The sequence below is a fragment of the Streptomyces sp. NBC_00353 genome (assembly GCF_036108815.1).
Taxonomy (GTDB): Bacteria; Actinomycetota; Actinomycetes; order Streptomycetales; family Streptomycetaceae; genus Streptomyces.
In genome coordinates this window covers 7047302-7067988 of the sequence record NZ_CP107985.1, presented here as the reverse complement: position 1 = coordinate 7067988, position 20687 = coordinate 7047302, and the positions used below count along the sequence as shown (strand labels likewise).

The window sequence follows — 20687 nt, the reverse complement described above, 5'->3', positions numbered from 1 at the left end:
CGCTCCGCATCCCTCCCCAGCACCCCGACGACACTATGAGGTGTACCCAGTCATGCGCACTCAGCACACTCGACGCGCCGTGCTCGGCGCCGGAATCGCCCTGGCCGGAACGGGAGTTCTGGCTGCCTGCTCCAGCGGCAAGGACGTGGACAAGCCCCTCGCGAACCCCGGCGGCATGAACCACGACAACATGACCCGGAAGCCGTCGTCCCCGGTGAAGAGCCACGGTGAGTACGTTTCGCCCAACGGCGAGGAGGTCGCGGCAGTCGAGGCCAAGCGGGGCTCCGGTCCCGTACGGAAGTTCCACCTCACCGCCACCCCGGCCCGCCTCGATCTGGGCGGCGGTCTCACCGTCCCCTCCTGGGCGTACGGGGACCGGCTGCCCGGCAAGGAGATCCGGATCACCGCGGGCGACACTCTGGCCGTCACTCTCGCCAACCACCTGCCGACGTCGACCACGCTGCACTGGCACGGCCTCCATGTGCGCAACGACATGGACGGCGTTCCCGGTCTGACACAGCCGGGCATCAAGGCGGGCGCGGAGTTCGCGTACCGCTTCGCGGTGCGACAGACGGGGACGTACTGGTTCCATCCACACGTGGGCGTGCAGCAGGACCGTGGCCTGTACGCTCCGCTGATCGTCGAGGACCCGAAGGAGCCCCTGTCGTACGACAAGGAGTGGGTCGTCATGCTCGACGACTGGGTCGACGGGGTGGGGGGTTCCACGCCGGACGCGGTGCTCAACGAGCTCTCCCACGGTATGGGCAGCATGGAGGGGATGAATCACGGGTCCTCCGGGTCCGATGACAAGCCCGGTTCCCGGTCCGGGCCCTCGCGGGTGCTGATGGACGCCAGGAGCGAACTGCTCCGCGGCGCCGCGACCGATGTCGCCTACCCGCACTACCTGATCAACGGCCGCATCCCGAAGGACCCGAGCACATTCACCGCGAAGCCCGGCGACCGGATCCGGGTGCGCATCATCAACGCGGGCGGCGACACCCCTTTCCGCGTCGCGCTCGGCGGCCACCGGATGACCATCACGCACGCGGACGGCTTCCCGGTCCGGCACACCACGACGGACGCACTGCTGCTGGGCATGGGCGAGCGGTACGACGTGCTGGTCACCGCCGGGGACGGGGTGTTCCCGCTGACGGCGGTCGCCGAAGGGAGGAACATGTCGGCGCTGGCCCTGCTCCGTACCGGCGGTGGCGCGGCGCCGAAGGCCTCCGTATGGCCGAAGGAGCTGAACGGGCAGCTGGTGTCGGCCCCCGAGCTGAGGGCGGACAAGTCCGTGGCACTGGCCGCCCGGGAGCCAGACCGGACGATCCGGATCAAGCTGACCGGCAGCATGAGGGCGTTCGACTGGGGCTTCGACCACAGGAGGTACGACCCCGATTGGCGCCATCCGGTCAAGGCGGGCGAGCGGGTCCGGCTGGAGTTCTACAACATCACGGAGATGTGGCACCCGATCCACCTGCACGGGCACACGTTCGCGCTCGCGGGATCTGCGGGACCGCGTTCGGTGCTCGACAGGGCTCCCGGGGCGCGCAAGGACACGGCGGTCGTCCTGCCCAACAGCTCGGTGGCTGTGGAGTTCGACGCGGACAACCCGGGGCTGTGGATGCTCCACTGCCACAACGTCTACCACTCGAACGCGAACATGATGACGGTCCTCGGCTACCGCCGCTGACCCGGCCCCGGCGGGCCGCGGCCGCGGTGGAGCGGCCCGCCAGGACATCGCGTCAGAAAGACGATTAGACTGAGCCGCGTGCCTCAACTACGCCTCGCACTCAATCAGATCGACTCGACCGTCGGTGACCTCGCCGGCAACGCCGAGGCGATCGTCCACTGGACCCGGCACTCCGCCGAACAGGGCGCCCATCTGGTGGCATTCCCCGAGATGGTGCTGACCGGTTACCCCGTCGAGGACCTGGCCCTGCGGCCGTCCTTCGTCGAGGCGTCGCGGGAAGCGCTGCGTGCGCTCGCCGCCCGTCTCGACGCGGAGGGCTTCGGGGAGCTGCCCGTCGTGGTCGGATATCTCGACCGTTCCGAGAAGGCCCAGCCGCGCTACGGCCAGCCCGCCGGGGCGCCGCAGAACGCCGCCGCGGTGCTGCACCGCGGGAAGGTCGCCCTGAGCTTCGCCAAGCACCACCTGCCCAACTACGGCGTCTTCGACGAGTTCCGGTACTTCGTGCCGGGCGACTCGATGCCCGTCATGCGGGTCCACGGTGTCGATGTGGCGCTCGCGATCTGCGAGGACCTCTGGCAGGACGGCGGCCGCGTGCCGGCCGCCCGGGCCGCCGGGGCCGGGCTGCTGCTGTCGATCAACGCCTCGCCGTACGAGCGGGACAAGGACGACACCCGGCTGGCACTGGTCCGCAAGCGGGCCCAGGAGGCCGGCTGCACCACCGCCTATCTGGCGATGATCGGCGGCCAGGACGAGCTGGTCTTCGACGGCGACTCGATCGTCGTCGACAAGGACGGCGAGGTGATCGCCCGGGCCCCGCAGTTCGCCGAGGGCAGCGTCGTCCTCGACCTCGACCTGCCGGCTGCCGCGCCCGAGGCGCCGTCCGGGGTGGTCAACGACGGTCTGCGGATCGACCATGTCGTCCTCTCCGACAAGCCCGTTCCGGCGTACGAGGCCGAGCTGACCGGCGGCTGTGCCGAGCGGCTCGACGACGACGAGGAGCTGTACTCCGCACTCGTCGTGGGATTGCGCGCGTACGCCGCGAAGAACGGTTTCAGCAGTGTGCTGATCGGGCTCTCCGGCGGAATCGACTCGGCGCTCGTCGCCGCCATCGCGTGCGATGCGCTGGGTGCGCAGAACGTGTACGGGATCTCGATGCCGTCGAAGTACTCCTCGGACCACTCCAAGGGCGACGCGGCGGAGCTGGCGCGGCGCACCGGGCTGAACTTCCGCACCGTGCCGATCGAGCCGATGTTCGACGCGTACATGGAGTCGCTGGGGCTCACCGGTCTCGCCGAGGAGAACCTGCAGTCGCGGCTGCGCGGCACGATGCTGATGGCCGTCTCCAACCAGGAGGGCCAGATCGTCCTGGCGCCGGGCAACAAGTCGGAGCTGGCGGTCGGCTACTCGACGCTGTACGGGGACTCCGTCGGCGCCTACGGGCCGATCAAGGACGTCTACAAGACGTCGATCTTCCGCCTGGCGAAGTGGCGCAACCGGGCCGCGGAGGAACGCGGCCGGACACCGCCGATCCCGGAGGCCTCCATCACCAAGCCGCCCAGCGCCGAGCTGCGGCCGGACCAGGTCGACACGGACTCGTTGCCCGACTACGACGTACTGGACCGGATCCTGGAGATGTACGTCGACCGGGACCTGGGGCTGGACACCATCGTGGCAGCCGGGTTCGACGAGGCGCTGGTGACGAAGACGCTGCGGCTGGTGGACACGGCGGAGTACAAGCGGCGGCAGTACCCGCCGGGTACGAAGATCTCGGCCAAGGGGTTCGGCAAGGACCGGCGGCTGCCGATCACGAATCGGTGGCGCGAGTCGGGGTGACAGGAGCGGGGCGGGCCGGTTTCGATGAGAGCCGGGCCGCCCCGGCAGCCGTTTCGTCCTCACCCCATGACCCGAAGGGCATGGGGGACCCCCTCGAAGGGCTTGACCGGGCCGGGCGCCGCCCTCAGGCCACGTCCGCGTGGCTCCCGTCCCGCGCACCCCGCGTACCCGCGCCGGCCACCACCCGGGACTCGCCCGGCCCGCCACGGTCCAGCACGCCCGCCGTGACCGCCACTGCCAGGCCCGCCACCGTCAGGACCGCACCCACCAGCGCCGGGGACGTCCAGCCCCAGCCCGCCGCGATCGCCGCGCCGCCCAGCCAGGCGCCGCCCGCGTTGGCGAGGTTGAACGCCGAGTGGTTGGAGGCGGAGGCCAGCGTCGGGGCGTCCTTCGCCTTCTTCATGACGAGCATCTGCAGCGGCGTCGTGGTCATGAACCCGACCCCGCCGAGCAGGACGACCATCACCAGCGCCGCCCACTTCACCTGCACGGCGAACGGGAAGACCACCAGGACCACCGCAAGTGCGGTCAGGGAGCCGTACAGCGTGGGCCGCAGCGCGCGGTCGGTCATGGGTCCGGCGGCGAGTGCGCCGAGTGTCATGCCGATACCGAACAGCGCCAGCACCAGCGTCACCGAGGACTCGCCGAAGCCCATCGCCTCGGTCGTCATGGCCGACAGGTACGAGTAGACGGCGAAGACCCCGGCGAAGCCGAGGACGGCGGTGAGCAGGCCGAGCAGCACCTGCCGGTTGCCGAGGGCGCGCAGTTCGCGGCCGAGGCCCTGCTGCGCGTCGACCGGCATGTGCGGAACGAGCCGGGCGAGCGCGGCCATCGAGCCGAGCCCGATCACCCCGACGACCAGGAAGGTGGCGCGCCAGCCGAGGTGCTGACCGAGCAGTGTGGCCGCCGGTACGCCGACGATGTTGGCGACGGTGAGGCCGAGGAACATCGTCGCGACGCCCCTCGCCTGCCGCCCCTCGCCGACCAGCCGCGCTGCGACGACCGCGCCGACGCCGAAGAACGCGCCGTGCGGCAGCCCGGCGAGGAACCGGCCGGCGACCAGCCAGCCGAAGCCGGGGGCGAGCGCGGAGGCGAGGTTGCCGAGGGTGAACAGCGCCATCAGCAGCAGGAGCATCCGCTTGCGCGGGACCCGGGAGCCGACGGCGGTGAGCAGGGGGGCACCGAGGACGACACCGAGCGCGTACGCCGATACGAGATAGCCCGCGGTGGGCACGGATGTGCCCAGGTCGTCCGCGACATTGGGCAGCAGGCCCATCATCACGAACTCCGTGGTGCCGATGCCAAAGGCGCTTATGGCCAGCGCTAGAAGAGCCAGTGGCATGAGGAGAGACCTTTCCGCAGGGGATCCCGGCCCACCGGCTCTCTCACCGGCCGGTCCTTGTTCCCGATTGGAACAAATACTCTCAGACGGTTTGTGCCACGAGGTGAACGGACCGTTTCGTCAGAGTGCGACGCGGGCGGCGATCGGCAGGTGGTCACTGTCCGTCGCCGGAAGGGTCCAGGACGACATCGGCTCGACGCCCTTGACCATGATCTGGTCGATCCGGGCCATCGGGAACGAGGCCGGCCAGCTGAAGCCGAAGCCGTCGCCCGCCGCGCCCTGGGTGGACCGCATCTGGGAGGTGACCGCGTTCAGCGAGCGGTCGTTCATCGTGCCGTTGAGGTCGCCGAGCAGGATCACCCTGCCGAGCCGTTCGTCGGCGATGGCCTCACCGAGCGCGTCCGCGCTCTCGTCCCGCTGGCTGGCGGTGAATCCGGCGTTCAGCTTGACCCGTACGGACGGCATATGGGCCACATAGACCGCGACCTCGCCGTCGGGTGTCGTCACCGTGGAACGCATCGCCCGGGTCCAGCCCATCCGGATGTCGACGGGCCGCGTGCCGCTCATCGGGTACTTGCTCCACAGGCCGACCGTCCCCTCGACCGAGTGGTACGGATAGCGGGCGGCGAGCGCCGACTCGTACGCCGGAACCTGGCCGGGCGGCAGCTCCTGCAGGGCGATGACGTCCGCGCCGGAGCCCGCGACCTGCCGGGCGGTGCCCGCGGGGTCGGGGTTGCCCGCGTTGACGTTGTGGGTGGCGACGGTGAGGTCGCCACCACTGCCCGACTTGTCGGTGAGCAGCCCGCCGAAGATATTGAGCCAGACCACGACCGGCAGCAGCAGGGCGATCAGCGCGGTCGCGGAGCGGCGCACCAGGCCCAGGATCAGCAGCACGGGAATGAACAGGCCGAACCACGGCAGGAACGTCTCGGAGAGGCTGCCCAGGTTGCCGATGGTGTTCGGGATCTCCGCGTGGAAGATCATCACGAGGGTCAGCAGGACCGCGCAGACGGCGAGGACGATGCCGCGCCGCCACATGCCTCTGCCGTCGGTCCATCTGTCGCGCAGGCCCTGGAACCGGGATCCGGTGCGCTGCGGTTCCGCGCTGCCGTTCTCGGTGTCCGCCCTGTACGCCTGCACCATCGCGCTGTCCTCACTGCCTTGCCGTGCACATCGCCGCGCCCCTGACCCTAGGGGATGAGCGATGTCTTTCCTGCCGTCGACGACGGCTGTACTGCCACGAGGACGAAGGACGTGGACCGGCAGGTTCCGGCCGGAAGGGCTCTGCGGGGCCTTGTAACAGAACGCGCACACTCGGGCGGATCCGGGCGAGTCAGCCGTGGCCTGCGCTTTTGCCGGATGAGGCGGGGGCCCGTGCGGGTTCGGGGACAGCGGCGGGCCGTGGCGCCAGGCCCTCCACCAGGGCCCCGATGATGCGGTCGGCGAGATCCTCCGGCAGTGGCGCATCGGGCCGGTGAATGGTCCGTACCAGCATGGGGCCGACGAACAGGTCGTCCATCAGCTCCACATCCAGGTCCGCCCGGAGTTCTCCCGCGTCGACCGCCCGCTGCACGGCGGCCCGCATCGCGACGCGGCGGGGTTCGATCACCGTGGAGTGGTACTCGGACCACAGCTTGGGGTGGCTCTTCATCTGCACGAAGACGTTGTGGAGGAAGACCGAGGAGCGTTGGGCGAGTCCGCGCCTGCGCAGCGACTCCAGCATCAGCCGCAGATCGGTGAGCCCGGCGGTGCCGGAGACGGTCGGTTCCGGGGGTTCGATGTCCCGCAGTACGTCGACGAAGAGCTCTTCCTTGCCGCTCCAGCGCCGGTAGATGGTGGCCTTGCCGACCTTCGCGGTCCGGGCGATGCGCTCGATGGACAGGCCGGCCAGCGGTTCACCGGCCTCCAGCAGCTCGACGACGGCGTCCAGGATGGCCCGTTCGGCAGCCACGCTGCGCGGTCGGCCGCGCCGCGGTTCCAGCTCCTCGTCCTGCATCTGCACGTGGTTCCACCTCTCGCCGCACCCGTCCGCCTCCCCCACCCCGATTCTCGCCGACGCGGGAGGTGTCCTGCTCGAAGCCCCGGGCGCCCGGAGTGTCCTGGGCCGCCCGGGGCGTTCGTTCTCAGCTGTCGGCGGCCGTGGTCGTCATCGGCCCGCCCGCGGGCACGGTCCGGTCACCCTCGCCCTCGCCGGCCGGCTGCCCTGCGGGCGGCCTGCCCGGCAGGAACAGGCCGACCACCAGCGCGCCGAGCAGGGCGACGGAGGCCGAACCGACGGCGGTGACATGCATGGCGCCGAGGAACGCGTCGTTCGCCGCGGCGACCAGCGGGCGGCCCGCCGGGCCGAGCTTCTCCGCGACGGCGAGCGTCGCCTCGATCGACTCCCCCGCCGCGTCCCTGGCCGGGGCCGGCAGCGTACCGAGGTGGCCCTCGATGTCACCGCGGTAGACGGTGGACAGCACCGAGCCCAGTACGGCGATCCCGAGCGCCCCGCCGACCTGCCGGAAGGTGTTGTTGATGGCCGAGCCGGAGCCGGCCTTCTCGCGCGGCAGCGCCTGCATCACGGCGACGGTGACGGGCGGCATGACGTGCGCCATACCGGTGCCCTGGACGAAGAAGACCACGCACAGCACCCAGACGGGGGTATCGGCGTCGAACAGTGTGAAGGCCAGCAGTCCGGCCGCGACCAGCAGCATCCCGACCGCGCACACCGCACGGGCGCCGAACCGCTGGACGACCAGCCGGGCGCGCGGCGCGAAGATCATCTGTGCGGCCGCCAGTGGCACGATCAGCAGCCCGGACTGCAGGGCGCTGTAGCCGCGCACGCTCTGCAGGTAGAAGGCGGAGAAGAAGGTCACTCCCATCAGCGCGAAGAAGACCAGCGCCACGGCGGCGACGGCGGCGGAGAACGCCCCGTTCCTGAAGTACGAGACATCGATGGCCGGGTGGCTGCTGCGCTTCTCGTGCCAGACGAAGCCGGCCAGGACGGCCAGGCCGCCGATGATCGACAGAAGCACGACGGGGTCGGCGAAGTCGGCGAGTTCACCGCCGCGGATGATGCCGAACACCAGCAGGACCAGGCCGACGATGGAGAGTACGACGCCGAGCGGGTCGATCCGGCCCGGCTTCGGGTCCCGGGAGTCCGGTACCAGTACCACCATCGCGATCAGCGCGACGATCACCACGGGCACGTTGACCAGGAAGATCGAGCCCCACCAGAAGTGTTCGAGCAGCAGTCCGCCGGTGATCGGGCCGATGGCGATGGCCAGGCCGACGCTGCCGGCCCAGATGCCGATCGCCTTGGGCTGCTCGTCGCGCTCGAAGACGTTCATCAGGATGGCGAGGGTGGCGGGCATCACGAACGCGGCGCCGAAGCCCATCACGGCGCGCCAGGTGATGAGTTCGCCGGGCGAGCCGGACATCGCGGCGAGGGCCGAGCCGATACCGAACAGCAGGATGCCGAAGAGCAGGACCTTCTTGCGTCCGATGCGGTCGCCGAGCAGACCGGCGGTGAAGAGCAGTCCGGCGAAGACGAGCGTGTAGGAGTTGATCGCCCACTCCAGCTCGCTCTGGGTGGCTCCGAGCCCGGTGGGCGCCGGGGATGCGATGGTCTTGACCGCGACGTTCAGGATCGAGTTGTCCAGCACCACGATGAGCAGGCTGAACATCAGAACGACGAGGATCGCCCAGCGGCGACGGTGGATCTCTTCGGGAACTTGGGACACGGCCGCGGGAGGGCCGGACGGTATCGACATGGCAGGGAGCCTAGTCCTTTTTCGATACGAGACCGTCTCGTATTGGAAAGTCTTTGCCGAGAGGGCCCACTTCCCGAGGACGGCCCGGGATGCCACCATGGAACCGGTCCGGGGACGCCGTCAGGGCGCCTCGAGATGACGAAGGAGCCGTTGGCAATGACGCTTCAGGCTGCGCAGAACCAGCCCGCAACCCCCGCGGGGGCCCCCACCGACAGCAGCAAGGCGCTGTACGGAGGCAAGAGCACCCGCCGCATCACCGTCCATGACATCGCCGCCGCCACCGAGCGTGGCGAGAAGTGGCCCATGCTGACCGCCTACGACGCGATGACCGCGTCCGTCTTCGACGAGGCCGGCATCCCGGTCATGCTCGTCGGCGACTCCATGGGCAACTGTCATCTCGGCTACGAGACCACCGTGCCCGTCACGATGGACGAGATCGCCATCCTCTCCGCCGCGGTCGTACGGGGCACCAAGCGCGCCCTCATCGTCGGCGACCTGCCCTTCGGGGCGTACCAGGAAGGGCCCGTCCAGGCCCTGCGCAACGCCACCCGGCTGGTCAAGGAGGCCGGCGTAGGTGCGGTGAAGCTGGAGGGCGGCGAGCGTTCGCTCGCGCAGACCGAGCTGCTGGTGTCGGCCGGCATCCCGGTCATGTCGCACCTCGGGCTGACCCCGCAGTCCGTGAACACCATGGGCTACCGGGTGCAGGGCCGCAGCGACGAGGCCGCGCACCGACTGATCCGGGACGCCAAGGCAGCACAGGACGCGGGGGCGTTCGCCGTCGTCCTGGAGCTCGTACCGGCCGAGGTGGCCGCCGAGATCACCCGCAGTCTGCAGATCCCGACCGTCGGCATCGGCGCCGGTCCGGACACCGACGCCCAGGTGCTGGTCTACACCGACATGGTCGGGCTGACCGGCGGCAAGGTGCCGCGCTTCACCAAGCAGTACGCGAACATGCGCAAGGTGCTCGGCGACGCGGCCAAGGAGTTCGCGGACGAGGTCGTCGGCGGCACGTTCCCGGCGCCGGAACACACCTTCCACTAGGGCCTGTCCCCTCCGGGGGATCACTGACCACTGCCCGCACCACGACAGCCCGCCGACTTCCCCCATCGGCGGGCTGTCGGCGCGTATCGGTGGCCTGCAGGCGCGACCGCAGGCCCCCTGTCGGCAGAATGTCGGTGGACTGTCGGTGGCGGATGTTCCCATAGTGGGCATGACGCGAATCGACAAGAACCCCAGGACCGGCGGCAACGCCGTCGAGGTGCGGGGGCTGGTCAAGCACTACGGCGAGACCAAGGCACTGGACGGCGTGGACCTCGACGTGCGCGAGGGCACCGTCCTCGGTGTGCTCGGCCCCAACGGCGCCGGCAAGACCACCCTCGTACGCTGCCTCTCCACCCTCATCGTGCCGGACGCCGGCCACGCCACCGTCGCGGGCTACGACGTGGTGAAGCAGCCCCGCCAGCTGCGCCGCATCATCGGCCTGACCGGCCAGTACGCCTCGGTCGACGAGAAGCTCTCCGGCTGGGAGAACCTCTACATGATCGGGCGCCTCCTCGACCTGCCCCGAAGGACCGCGCGGACCCGCGCCGACGAGCTGCTGGAGCGGTTCTCGCTCACCGAAGCCGCCAAGCGGCCCGCGATGAACTACTCCGGCGGCATGCGGCGCCGGCTCGACCTGGCCGCCTCGATGATCGGCAGCCCGGCCGTGCTGTATCTGGACGAGCCGACGACGGGACTCGACCCCCGGACCCGTAACGAGGTCTGGGACGAGGTGCAGCGGATGGTCGCGGAGGGGGCGACCGTGCTGCTCACCACCCAGTACATGGAAGAGGCCGAGCAGCTCGCCAACGAGCTCACCGTCATCGACAAGGGCCGGATCATCGCCAACGGCGGGGTCGACGAGCTCAAGGCGAAGGTCGGCGGCCGCACTCTGCAGATCCGGCCCACGGACCCGGCCCAGCTGCCCGCCATGGTCCAGGCGCTCGCGGAGGCCGGTCTCGACGGGATCGCCGGTTCGCAGGCCGTCCCGGACGAGGGAATGCTGTACGTACCGATCCTCAGTGACGACCAACTGACCGCCGTCATCGGCCTGTTCGCCGGCCGGGGTCTCTCCGTCGCGCACATCGCCACCGCGCTGCCCAGCCTGGACGAGGTGTTCCTTGCCATCACCGGTGAGAAGACCTCGCCGTCCGTGACCGACACGATCCCCGAGGAGGTCCCGGCATGAGCACGGCGACTCTGACCCCCGACGCCCCGACCGGCTCCGCCCCGGCGAAGGTCCTCCACGACGAGGGCAGGATCGGGCTGCGCAGCAATCTGCGGCACATCGGCGCGCTGGTACGGCGCAATCTGCTCCAGATCAAGCAGGACCCGGAGTCGATGTTCGACGCGCTCCTGATGCCGATCGTCTTCACGCTGCTGTTCGTGTACGTCTTCGGCGGCTCCGTCGGCGCGAGCCTGGGCGGGGACCGGCAGACGTACATCAACTACGTGATCCCCGGGCTGATGGCGATGATGGGCATGAACATCGCCATGGCGGTCGGCACCGGTGTCAACGACGACTTCCGCAAGGGCGTCATGGACCGGTTCCGGACGATGCCGATCGCCCGTTCCTCGGTCCTCATCGCGAAGATCGTGGTCGAGCTCGGCCGGATGATGGTCGCCACGGTGATCCTGCTGGGCATGGGCTTCCTGATCGGCATGCAGCTCAAGACCTCGGTGTTCGGTCTGCTGGCGGCCGTCGGTCTCTCGGCGGCGTTCGGCGTCGCCATCATGTGGATCTTCATGCTGCTGGGGCTGTCCCTGAAGACGGCCCAGGCGGTTCAGGGAATGGGGTTCCTGGTGATGATGCCCCTGCAGTTCGGTTCCTCGATCTTCGCACCGCCTACGACGATGCCCGGCTGGCTCCGGTCGTTCACCGACTACAACCCGCTGTCCAATCTCGCGGACGCGGCGCGTGGGCTGATGCTCGGCGGTCCGGTGGCGCACTCGGTGTGGCTGACGCTCGGCTGGGCCGCGGCCATCACCCTGGTGACGGCGCCGCTCGCGGTCTCCAAGTTCCGCAAGAAGACCTGAGGACGGGACGTCCGGGGTCAGTCCCGATACGCGTCCACGAGGGCGGCGGCCTCCTCCAGTGTGAGGCCGCCGCCCTCGGCGTACGCGGCGGCGTAGGCGGCCTCCCCGAGGACGCCACGGACCAGTTCCACCGCCCGCTCGTGGTTGTCGCGCTCCAGCGACGCCTCGACATGACCGGCCGGCAGCAGACCCTCCCGGGCACCCAGCAGCCGCGCCGCGTCCGCCGCCCGGCGCTCGCCGCCGAGTCCGCCGAGGGCCCAGGCCACGGTGACGAGATGAAGGGCGGACATCTGGGGTGCCACCATCTGTGACAGCGGGTCCTGAGATTTGACCAGAGCCTGCCGGCCCCGGTCGAGGGCGTCGGCGTACAGGCCGTCCTCGTTGTCCAGCCACGCCATGCCGCCCAGCACGAACCCGTCGAAGATCGCCACCGTCTCGGACCGGAACTCCTCGCGCAGCTCGATGAGTTGCTCCCGGGCCTCGGCCGTACGCCCGGAGCGGCCCAGCCACATGGCGAGATGGAGCCGGGCGGCCGGCATCGCCTCGTGCCCCGCCTGACGGCCCTCGGTGAGCACCTCACGGAGGATCGTCTCGGCCTCGGCGCCACGGTCGAGCTCGGTCAGCACGGAGGCGTACCGGGTGCGCAGAAGCGACACCTGGGAGCGGGCCCCCAGCTGCTCGGCCCAGCCGATCGCAGCGAGGAAGTCGCCCGCCGCGCTGGTGTATTCGCCCTTCTTCTCATAGGCCTCGCCCCGGCAGGAGAGCGCTTCCGCGGCACCCCAGGCATCGCCGAGCCGGTTGAAGATCTCCAGGCTCTCGTCGGCGTCCCCCCGGGCCTCGCCCGCCCAGTCGGGGCGATTGGCCAGCACATTGGCGCGCATCTGGAGAGCGGCGGCGAGCTCCCATTCATAGCCGAACTCCCGGCAGGAACGGACCGTTTCGTCCAGCAGCTCGCGCAGCCGGCCCACGTCCCCGGTGAGCAGGACCGCGAAGAACCAGAGCGATGCCGGGGCGCGGCAGGTCTGCGGCTGACCCGCCCGGTAGGTGCCCGCGATGACGCGCAGCCGCTCCATGCTCTGCTCGGTGGTCCACTCGTCCATCGCATGGTCCATGCTGACCAGCTGGATCAGCCGCACCCCGCGCCGCGCCTCTTCGAGCAGCTCGGGCGACATGGGCGGCGGCGCGTCGGTGCACCGCTCATGGAGCGAGGGCGCGGGCCGGGCGGGCGGGGCGAACGGGTCGGGGCCGAGCTCGGCGGCCGCGTCGGACCACTGGAGTGCATCGGTCCGCAGGTCACGCATCTGCCAGTACCAGGCGAGGGAGAGGACCAGGCAGAGCACCTCCTGCTCGTCACGGGCGGCGACGGCGCGCCGCAGGGCCGTGCGCAGGTTCTCGTACTCGCGCTCCAGGAGCTCGATGGCGGCCCGCTGTCCCGAGCCCCGGAGCTCGGGGTCGGTGGTACGGGCCAGCTCCCGGTAGAAGACCAGGTGTTGCCGCTCGACGGCGGTTCGCTCCGCTGCCTCGTCGAGCCGTCCCGCGGCGTACTCGCCCACGGTCTCCAGGAGCCGGTAGCGCATCTCGCCGTCGTCGGCGGGCGCGGCGACGACAAGGGACTTGTCGACGAGCGAGCCGAGCAGGACGGCGACATCACGCGGGTCCACGGGCTCGACCGGATCGTCGGCGACGACGGGGGCGTCCGGGGCGGGATGGGCGCAGACCGACTCCGCGGCGGCGAGGGTGCAGCCGCCGGCGAACACGGACAGGCGGCGCAGGACGGCGCGTTCGGGCGCGTCGAGGAGGTCCCAGGACCAGTCGACGACGGCACGCAGGGTCTGCTGGCGCGGCAGAACGGTACGGCTGCCGCTGGTCAGCAGCCGGAACCGGTCGTCGAGCCGGTCCGCGATCTGGCGCGGGCTGAGCATCCGCAGCCGGGCGGCGGCGAGTTCGATGGCGAGCGGCAGGCCGTCGAGGCGGCGGCAGATCTCGGCGGCGGCAGCCGCCGTCTCCTCGTCGCTGTCCGTCCGGAAGCCGGGCTGCGCGGCGGCGCCGCGGTCGGCGAGCAGGCGCAGCGCCATCGGGTCCGGCAGCGGGTCGACGGGGCGGACGAACTCGCCCGGCACGCCGAGGGGTTCACGGCTGGTCGCCAGGACGGTGAGGTCCGGGCAGTGGACGAGCAGATGGTCGGCGAGCGCCGCGGCGGCCTCGATGACGTGCTCGCAGTTGTCGAGGAGGAGCAGCATCCGGCGCCGGGAGCAGTGCTCGGTGAGCCGGACGAGCGGATCCCCGGTGCCCCGCTCGGCGGCCCGCAGTTCCTCGGCGCCGGCCCCGCGCAGCACGGTCTCGCGCGCACCGAGCGCGGTCAGTACCGCTTCGGGCACGGCCTCGGGGTCGTCCACGGGGGCGAGCTCGGCCAGCCAGACGCCGTCCGGCCAGGCGGGCGCGGCGGACTCGGCGGCCTCCTGGGAGAGCCGGGTCTTGCCCGCGCCCCCGGGCCCGAGAAGGGTGACGAGCCGGGCCTGCGCGAGGTCGTCCCGGAGCGCCTCGATATCGGCCTCGCGCCCGACAAAGCTGGTGAGCCTGGCGCGCAGGTTGCCGTGGGCGGCGACGGGAGCGTACGGGGCCGGCAGGCCGTCGAGGGCAGGGGCCGGCGCGGGGGTACGGGTCGGCCGGGGGGCCCGGTTCGGCACGGCGGCCGGGTCCGCCAGTGGCGGCCGGTTCGGCGCAGGCGCGTGGTGCGGCGCGGCGGCCGGGCCCTGTCCGTGCGTCCGATCGAGCCCGGGCGTGCGACCCGGCGCGGGCGCCCGGCCTCGTCCGGCCCCTCGGTTCGACGGCGCCCGCACCGGTCCCTGGTGGAGCAACTCCGCGTGCAGAGACCGCAGTTCGGGGCCCGGGTCCGTGCCGAGGCGGGCGGCGAGTACGGTGCGTACCTCCTCGTACGCCGCCAGCGCCTGCGCCGTACGTCCGGCGTCCCGCAGCGCCCGCAGGCGCAACGCCTGGAGCGGTTCGTCTATCGGGTGGTCGGCGCAGAGCGCGACCAGTTCCGGCAGGACCTCGTCGGCGCGGCCCAGCGCCAGCGCCGCGGCGAGCCGGGTGCGGCGGGCGTCCAGGCGGCGGGCCGTCCAGCGGGCGGCGACGGCACCGCGGTCGGGCAGATCGGCGAGGACCGGGCCCCGCCACAGGGCGAGCGCATCGTCGAGGACAGTGACGGCCTTGGCCGGATCGCCCGAGTCCAGGGCCCGCACCCCCTCCCCCGTGAGCCGGTCGAAGCGGTGCAGGTCGACCGCGTCGGGATCGGCGGCAAGCCGGTAGCCGCTCTCGGCGGAGGTGATGGCCTCATGGCCGAGAACCCGCCGGAGCCGGCCGACGAGCGCCTGCAGAGCGCCCACCGCGTCGGCGGGCGGCTCGCCGTCCCACACCTCGTCGACGAGCACCGCGGCCGGGACCGCACGGCCGGGGCTCAGCGCCAGAACGGTCAGCAGGGCGCGCAGCCGCGCCCCACCGATGGCGACGGCCGTGCCGTCGTCGTGGAGTGCCTGCGTGGTGCCGAGGATGCTGTAGCGCACGCGCCTATTCTCCGTGACCGGAATCGGGAATCGGACAGGCGCCCGGCAGCGGCGGTCCGTTCCGGTCCTCGGCGCTGCCCGACGGTTCCCCGGTGTTGCTCGTCATGTGTCCACCCTGTCCGGAACCACCACCCGGATGCGAGTCGTTTCCGCCGTGTCGACTGTACGGTCGGGACTCGCCCTGCCCGTGACGCGCTCCGCCCCCTGCCCCCCGAGCCACTTGGAGTCCGCTGATGACCACCGCAGTTGCCCGCAGCGACCGGCGAATCAGTCCCATCTTCCTCGGGATCGCCGCCGTCATGGCGGTCTCCGGCTGGGCCGTGTGGACGGACTTCGCCGAGCCGCCGGGGCTTGCGATCTTCCTCTTCGTCACGGCGGCCTGGGTCGTCTCGCTCTGTCTGCACGAGTACGCGCACGCGCGCACCGCACTGCACAGCGGGGACATCTCGATCGGGGCGAAGGGCTATCTGACGCTGAACCCGCTCAAGTACACGCATGCGCTGCTGAGCATCGTGCTGCCGGTGCTGTTCGTGATCCTGGGCGGGATCGGGCTGCCCGGTGGCGCGGTCTTCATCGAGCGGGGCCGGATCAGCGGCCGCTGGAAGCACAGCCTGATCTCTGCGGCGGGCCCCCTGACGAACGTACTGTTCGCGGTCGTCTGCACGGCGCCGTTCTGGCTGCACGCGCTGGACGGTGTCCCGTTGGGGTTCCGGTACGCGCTGGCGTTCCTGGCGCTGCTCCAGGTCACCGCGTCGATCCTGAACTTCCTGCCGGTCCCGGGGCTGGACGGGTACGGGGTGATCGAGCCGTGGCTGTCGCACCGGATCCGCCGTCAGGTGGAGCCGTTCGCGGTGTTCGGCCTGTTCGCGGTGTTCGGGCTGTTGTGGATCCCCGAGGTCAACATCTTCTTCTTCGACGCGATCCACAGCCTGTTGCAGTCGCTGGGCGTCAGCGAGTCCGACACGTACTGCGGCTTCGACGCCTACCAGTTCTGGCAGCAGTCGAATCCGTCCTGCGTCGCCGGTTAGGGGTGTCCGGCGGCGGTCAGCCGGCGGCGGTCTCTGCGCGGTGCTTGCGCAGGTAGTACCACGCCATGTTGGAGGAGAGTCCGGCCAGCAGCACCCAGATGATCCCGAGCCAGGTGCCCTGGACGAAGGAGATCACGGCCGCACCGACGGCCAGGACGCAGACGGCGAGGGCGTAGAGAGCGAGGCGGGGCATGGGGGGCGGCTCCTGTCCGGGGTGGCGCACGGTCCCGTCCAGTGTCCCTCATGCCCCGTTCCGCTCTCCGCAGGGTGCGGCCGTGGGAGCCCTCGGGCTCAGACGTCGGTGGTACGCAGCCCGGCGTGCGCCTTGTAGCGGCGGTTGACCGAGATCAGGTTGGCGACCAGCGACTCGACCTGGTGGGCGTTGCGCAGCCGGCCCGCGAAGATGCCGCGCATGCCGGGGATCCGGCCGGCGAGCGCCTGCACGAGATCGGTGTCGGCGCGGGCGTCGCCCAGCACCAGCACATCGGTGTCGATCTCCTCGATCGCCTCGTCCTGGAGCAGCACCGCCGAGAGGTGGTGGAAGGCGGCGGTGACCCGGGACTCGGGCAGCAGGGCGGCGGCCTGCTCGGCGGCGCTGCCCTCCTCGGGCTTCAGGGCGTACGCGCCCTGCTTGTCGAAGCCGAGCGGGTTGACGCAGTCGATGACGAGCTTCCCGGCGAGCTCGTCGCGCAGCGACTCCAGCGTCTTGGCGTGGCCGTCCCACGGCACGGCGACGATCACGACGTCGCTGCGGCGGGCGCACTCGGCGTTGTCGGCGCCCTCGACGCCGAGACCCAGCCCGTCGGCGGCGGTCCGGGCGCGGTCGGCGACGCGGGAGCCGATGATCACCTTCTGCCCGGAGCGTGCGAGCCGGTAGGCGAGACCGCGGCCCTGCGGGCCGGTGCCGCCGAGCACGCCGACGGTCAGCCCGGATACGTCGGGAAGGTCCCAGGGGTCCTTGGCGGGGGGCTTGGGCGCGCTGCCGCTGTCATTCGTAGTCATGGTCCCGACACTACTGCGCGCGATGGAGGGGAACGCAGCGTGTCACCCCTGCGACATCCGTCACTGCACCTCCCCCCGTTCGGTTGGTTCGGTGCCGTTCGCCGGTGCGGGGTACGGGTCCTGCGGCATGATGCCGGGCCATGGATGCCGTACGCGTCGCCCTGCTCCGTGAAGTGCTCGCCGGGACCGAGTGGCCCGCGGCGGCCCGCCGGTTCGCGGGGAGCCTCCGGTCGTCCGTCGTTCCGCACGGCGGCGGGCTGCTGCTGGTGGGGACGGCGGCGTACGAGCCGTGGCACCTGGCGGCCCATCTGGTCGACGAGTCCACCTGGTCCGGGCTGCCGGAGCTGACACCCACGCTCGTACGGCACCGGGTGGAGCCGGGCGACCCGGCGCATCTGGCCGTCGGGCTGGGCCGGATCGAGGCGGCCGGGCGGGGCGAGACGCTGTTCCTGGTGGCTCCGGAGCGGCCCGGGGACGGGCTGCTGGAGCGGGTGCACGACGCGCGCCGGGCGGGGGCGACGGTGCTGTCGCTGGACAACGGCGACCCGGAGGTGCGGGGGCTCGCCCATGAGACGCTCGCGGTGACCTGCCGCGACGATGTGGACCTGGACACCGTGCAGCATCTGGTGAGCGCGGCGGCCGGGGAGAACAGCGTCCCCGCACCGCGCGGCCGCCATCGCTTCCGGGACCGGCTGTCCCGGCTCGCCGACCAGCTGACCGCGCCGCCGCCCGCGCGATGGTGACGAGGACGAGGCCGCCGCAGGCCCCGGCAAAACCGGTTGCACAGGGCACGTACGGCGCCGGACCATGACCCCTCGTGACCTCTGCCACCGCCCTGCCCGCCAGGCTCTCCGCGCTCCTGCCCGACCTCTCGCCCTGGCGTTCCTCGGCCGACTTCCGACTGCTGTGGGTCCAGGGCCTGGTCACCTACTTCGGCAGCTTCATGGCGCTGATCGCGCTGCCGCTCCAGATCAAGGAGCTCACCGGTTCGCCGCTCGCCGTCGGCGCGATGGGTGCGGTCGAGCTGGTGCCGCTGGTCGTCTTCGGTCTGTACGGCGGGGCGCTCGCCGACTCCGCGGACCGCCGCAAGGTGATCCTGGGCACCGAGGCGGGGCTGGGGCTGCTCGCGCTCGTCCTCCTGGTGAACGCCGCGCTGCCCGACCCGATGCTCTGGCCTCTCTACCTCGTCGCGGGCGGCGTCTCCGCGCTCGCCGGGCTCCAGCGGCCCGCACTGGACTCCCTGATCGCCCGGATCGTGCCGCACGACCAGCTCACCGCGGCCGCCGCCCTGAACTCGCTGCGCTGGCAGTTCGGCGCGATCACCGGCCCGGCGGTGGCGGGTCTGGTGGTGGCCTGTGCGGGGCACGCCACGGCGTACACGGTCACCGTGGTCACGTTCACCGTCTCCGTGCTCCTCTGTCTGCGGCTGGCGCCCGCACCGCCCGCCGAGCACGCACGGAAGCCGTCGCTGCGCGGCATTGCCGAGGGGGCGAGGTACGCCTGGAGCCGGCCGGTGCTGCTGGGGACGTACGCGATCGACCTGGCGGCGATGTTCTTCGCCTTCCCGAACACGATCTTCCCGTTCCTGGCGGACGAGCTCGACGCCGAGTGGTCACTGGGGCTGATGTACGCGGCGGGGTCGGTCGGCTCGCTGGTACTCGGCCTGACCAGCGGCTGGACATCACGGGTGCGGCGGCACGGGCTGTTCGTGGTGTTCGGGGCGGCGGCCTGGGGGCTGGCGATCGCGGCGGCCGGCTGGTTCAGCAATGTGTGGCTGGTGCTGGTCTGCCTCGCGGTGGCGGGCGCGGGCGACATGCTCAGCGGTCTGGGCCGCTCCACGATCTGGAACCAGACCATCCCGGAGGAGCTGCGCGGCCGGCTGGCGGGCATCGAGGTGCTCTCGTACAGCGTGGGGCCGCAGCTGGGACAGGTGCGGGCGGGCGCGATGGCTGGCTGGACGGGCACGCGGTCCGCAATCTGGACGGGCGGGGTGGCGTGCGTGGCCTCGGTCGCGCTGCTGGCTGCGGCGCTGCCGAAGCTCCTCACGTACGACTCCGAGACGGACGCGGACGCGGTGCGGCGCCGGCAGTCCAGCCCCTCCGGCGTGTGAGGAGCAGGGTCCGGGGCCGGAGCCCCGGGGCAGCTGCCGGACGGGCCGGAACCCTACGCGTCGGCCTCCGGAGGCGTGGCCTTGTCGTGCCACTTGGGGTCGTTCTCCCACTCCAGATTCCGCTCGCGCGCCGTGTCCATCGCGTGCTGTGCCTCCTCACGGGAGGTGTAGGGGCCGAACCGGTCCTTCGCGGGGCACTCGGGGCCTTCCTCGACCTTCTGGTGCACCAGGCAGTAGTACCACTCGCCCGGCTTGCCGACCGTGCGCTTCTTGAACAGGGCCATCATCGGCTCCTTTCCTCGGAGCCATGCTGCCCCAAGCTCGCTGGTTAGACTCGCTGACATGTCTGGCCAGTCGCTGCTCGTACCAGGGGAGATCACTCCCATCCGTTCCGTACCGGGAAATATCCGGCGCCCCGAGTACGTGGGCAAGCCGGCTCCTGCGCCGTACACCGGCCCGGAAATCCAGGACGCCGACACCGTCGAGCGCATGCGCATCGCCGGCCGGATCGCCGCACAGGCGATGGCCGAGGCCGCGAAACACATCGCCCCGGGCGTGACGACGGACGAACTCGACCGCGTCGCCCACGAGTTCATGTGCGATCACGGCGCCTATCCGTCGACGCTCGGCTACCGCGGCTTCCCCAAGTCGCTCTGCTCGTCGCTCAACGAGGTCATCTGCCACGGCATCCCGGACTCCACGGTGCTGCGCGACGGCGACATCGTGAACCTCGACGTCACCGCGTACATCAACGGTGTGCACGGCGACAACAACGCCACCTATCTCTGCGGCGATGTGGACGAGGAGTCCCGGCTGCTCGTGGAACGCACCGAGGAGTCGCTGAACCGCGCCATCAAGGCGGTCCGCCCCGGGCGCCAGATCAATGTGATCGGGCGGGTCATCGAGTCGTACGCCAAGCGCTTCGGGTACGGCGTGGTCCGTGACTTCACCGGGCACGGGATCAATTCCTCGTTCCACTCCGGCCTGATCATTCCGCACTACGACAGCCCGCACGCGACCACCGTGATGCAGCCCGGCATGACATTCACCATCGAGCCGATGCTGACGCTCGGGACGCACCAGTACGACATGTGGGACGACGGCTGGACCGTGGTGACGAAGGACCGCAAGCGCACCGCCCAGTTCGAGCACACGCTGGTGGTGACGGAGACGGGCGCCGAGATCCTGACCCTTCCCTGAGCGTTCGTACGCGATCCGCAACCCCGGCGAACGGGCGGAACCGGGCGTATCGTTTTTACCGACGGACCGTCGGGAAGCCGTTGACTTAG

At 71.1% G+C, this 20687-nt stretch carries 17 protein-coding genes; 9 read left to right on the top strand and 8 right to left on the bottom strand.

The window, feature by feature from the left end; genetic code table 11:
* Positions 1-52 precede the first annotated feature (52 nt).
* Both OHA88_RS31820 and OHA88_RS31815 read left to right on the top strand, forming a co-directional pair.
* Positions 53-1690, top strand: a complete 1638-nt coding sequence (locus tag OHA88_RS31820; RefSeq protein WP_328628034.1) for a multicopper oxidase family protein — start codon at positions 53-55, stop codon at positions 1688-1690.
* Positions 1691-1768: 78 nt separating this feature from the next.
* Positions 1769-3523 (top strand): NAD+ synthase, encoded by a 1755-nt coding sequence (locus OHA88_RS31815; RefSeq protein ID WP_328628033.1) that lies wholly within the window; start codon positions 1769-1771, stop codon positions 3521-3523.
* Between the two features lie 124 nt (positions 3524-3647).
* On the opposite strand, the gene OHA88_RS31810 is transcribed toward OHA88_RS31815, so the two are convergent.
* The 4 genes from OHA88_RS31810 to OHA88_RS31795 form a co-directional block, all read right to left on the bottom strand.
* Positions 3648-4865: an MFS transporter gene (locus OHA88_RS31810; RefSeq protein WP_328628032.1), complete on the bottom strand. Its 1218-nt coding sequence runs from the start codon at positions 4863-4865 to the stop codon at positions 3648-3650.
* 120 nt (positions 4866-4985) lie between these two features.
* Positions 4986-5903, bottom strand: coding sequence for an endonuclease/exonuclease/phosphatase family protein (locus OHA88_RS31805; RefSeq protein WP_389729090.1), 918 nt, complete (start codon positions 5901-5903; stop codon positions 4986-4988).
* A gap of 295 nt (positions 5904-6198) precedes the next feature.
* A complete protein-coding gene (locus OHA88_RS31800; RefSeq protein WP_328629842.1) occupies positions 6199-6861 on the bottom strand; it encodes a TetR/AcrR family transcriptional regulator in 663 nt (220 codons plus the stop codon).
* A 127-nt stretch (positions 6862-6988) separates the two neighbouring features.
* A complete protein-coding gene (locus OHA88_RS31795; protein WP_328628031.1) occupies positions 6989-8620 on the bottom strand; it encodes an MFS transporter in 1632 nt (543 codons plus the stop codon).
* Between the two features lie 156 nt (positions 8621-8776).
* Between OHA88_RS31795 and panB the strand changes: the two genes are divergently transcribed.
* The 3 genes from panB (at position 8777) to OHA88_RS31780 (ending at position 11695) form a co-directional block, all read left to right on the top strand.
* Positions 8777-9661: a 3-methyl-2-oxobutanoate hydroxymethyltransferase gene (gene panB, locus OHA88_RS31790; RefSeq protein ID WP_267005471.1), complete on the top strand. Its 885-nt coding sequence runs from the start codon at positions 8777-8779 to the stop codon at positions 9659-9661.
* Between the two features lie 169 nt (positions 9662-9830).
* Positions 9831-10847: an ATP-binding cassette domain-containing protein gene (locus OHA88_RS31785; protein ID WP_328628030.1), complete on the top strand. Its 1017-nt coding sequence runs from the start codon at positions 9831-9833 to the stop codon at positions 10845-10847.
* Positions 10844-11695 carry an ABC transporter permease gene (locus tag OHA88_RS31780; RefSeq protein ID WP_267005469.1) on the top strand — a complete coding sequence of 284 codons (852 nt, stop codon included), beginning with the start codon at positions 10844-10846 and terminating at the stop codon, positions 11693-11695. The genes OHA88_RS31785 and OHA88_RS31780 overlap by 4 nt, the downstream gene beginning before the upstream one ends.
* Before the next feature lie 17 nt (positions 11696-11712).
* Here OHA88_RS31780 and OHA88_RS31775 read toward each other — a convergent pair whose 3' ends face one another.
* Entirely contained in the window at positions 11713-15258 is a 3546-nt protein-coding gene (locus OHA88_RS31775) for an AfsR/SARP family transcriptional regulator (RefSeq protein WP_328628029.1), read from the bottom strand.
* Between the two features lie 233 nt (positions 15259-15491).
* Between OHA88_RS31775 and OHA88_RS31770 the strand changes: the two genes are divergently transcribed.
* Positions 15492-16286 (top strand): site-2 protease family protein, encoded by a 795-nt coding sequence (locus OHA88_RS31770; RefSeq protein WP_267005467.1) that lies wholly within the window; start codon positions 15492-15494, stop codon positions 16284-16286.
* Between the two features lie 16 nt (positions 16287-16302).
* Here the strand turns inward: OHA88_RS31770 and OHA88_RS31765 are convergent, their stop codons facing one another.
* The gene (locus OHA88_RS31765) at positions 16303-16479 is read right to left on the bottom strand and encodes a hypothetical protein (protein WP_267005466.1); all 177 of its coding nucleotides are present in this window, start codon (positions 16477-16479) and stop codon (positions 16303-16305) included.
* A gap of 98 nt (positions 16480-16577) precedes the next feature.
* A complete protein-coding gene (gene npdG / locus OHA88_RS31760) occupies positions 16578-17288 on the bottom strand; it encodes an NADPH-dependent F420 reductase (RefSeq protein ID WP_267005465.1) in 711 nt (236 codons plus the stop codon).
* 140 nt (positions 17289-17428) lie between these two features.
* Between npdG and OHA88_RS31755 the strand changes: the two genes are divergently transcribed.
* The gene (locus tag OHA88_RS31755) at positions 17429-18031 is read left to right on the top strand and encodes a hypothetical protein (RefSeq protein ID WP_328628028.1); all 603 of its coding nucleotides are present in this window, start codon (positions 17429-17431) and stop codon (positions 18029-18031) included.
* Positions 18032-18105: 74 nt separating this feature from the next.
* Positions 18106-19398: an MFS transporter gene (locus tag OHA88_RS31750; protein ID WP_328628027.1), complete on the top strand. Its 1293-nt coding sequence runs from the start codon at positions 18106-18108 to the stop codon at positions 19396-19398.
* A gap of 53 nt (positions 19399-19451) precedes the next feature.
* On the opposite strand, the gene OHA88_RS31745 is transcribed toward OHA88_RS31750, so the two are convergent.
* Positions 19452-19682 carry a hypothetical protein gene (locus OHA88_RS31745; RefSeq protein WP_267005462.1) on the bottom strand — a complete coding sequence of 77 codons (231 nt, stop codon included), beginning with the start codon at positions 19680-19682 and terminating at the stop codon, positions 19452-19454.
* A 58-nt stretch (positions 19683-19740) separates the two neighbouring features.
* Here OHA88_RS31745 and map point away from each other — a divergent pair, with 58 nt between their 5' ends.
* Positions 19741-20598 (top strand): type I methionyl aminopeptidase, encoded by an 858-nt coding sequence (gene map, locus OHA88_RS31740; RefSeq protein WP_328628026.1) that lies wholly within the window; start codon positions 19741-19743, stop codon positions 20596-20598.
* Positions 20599-20687: the final 89 nt, after the last annotated feature.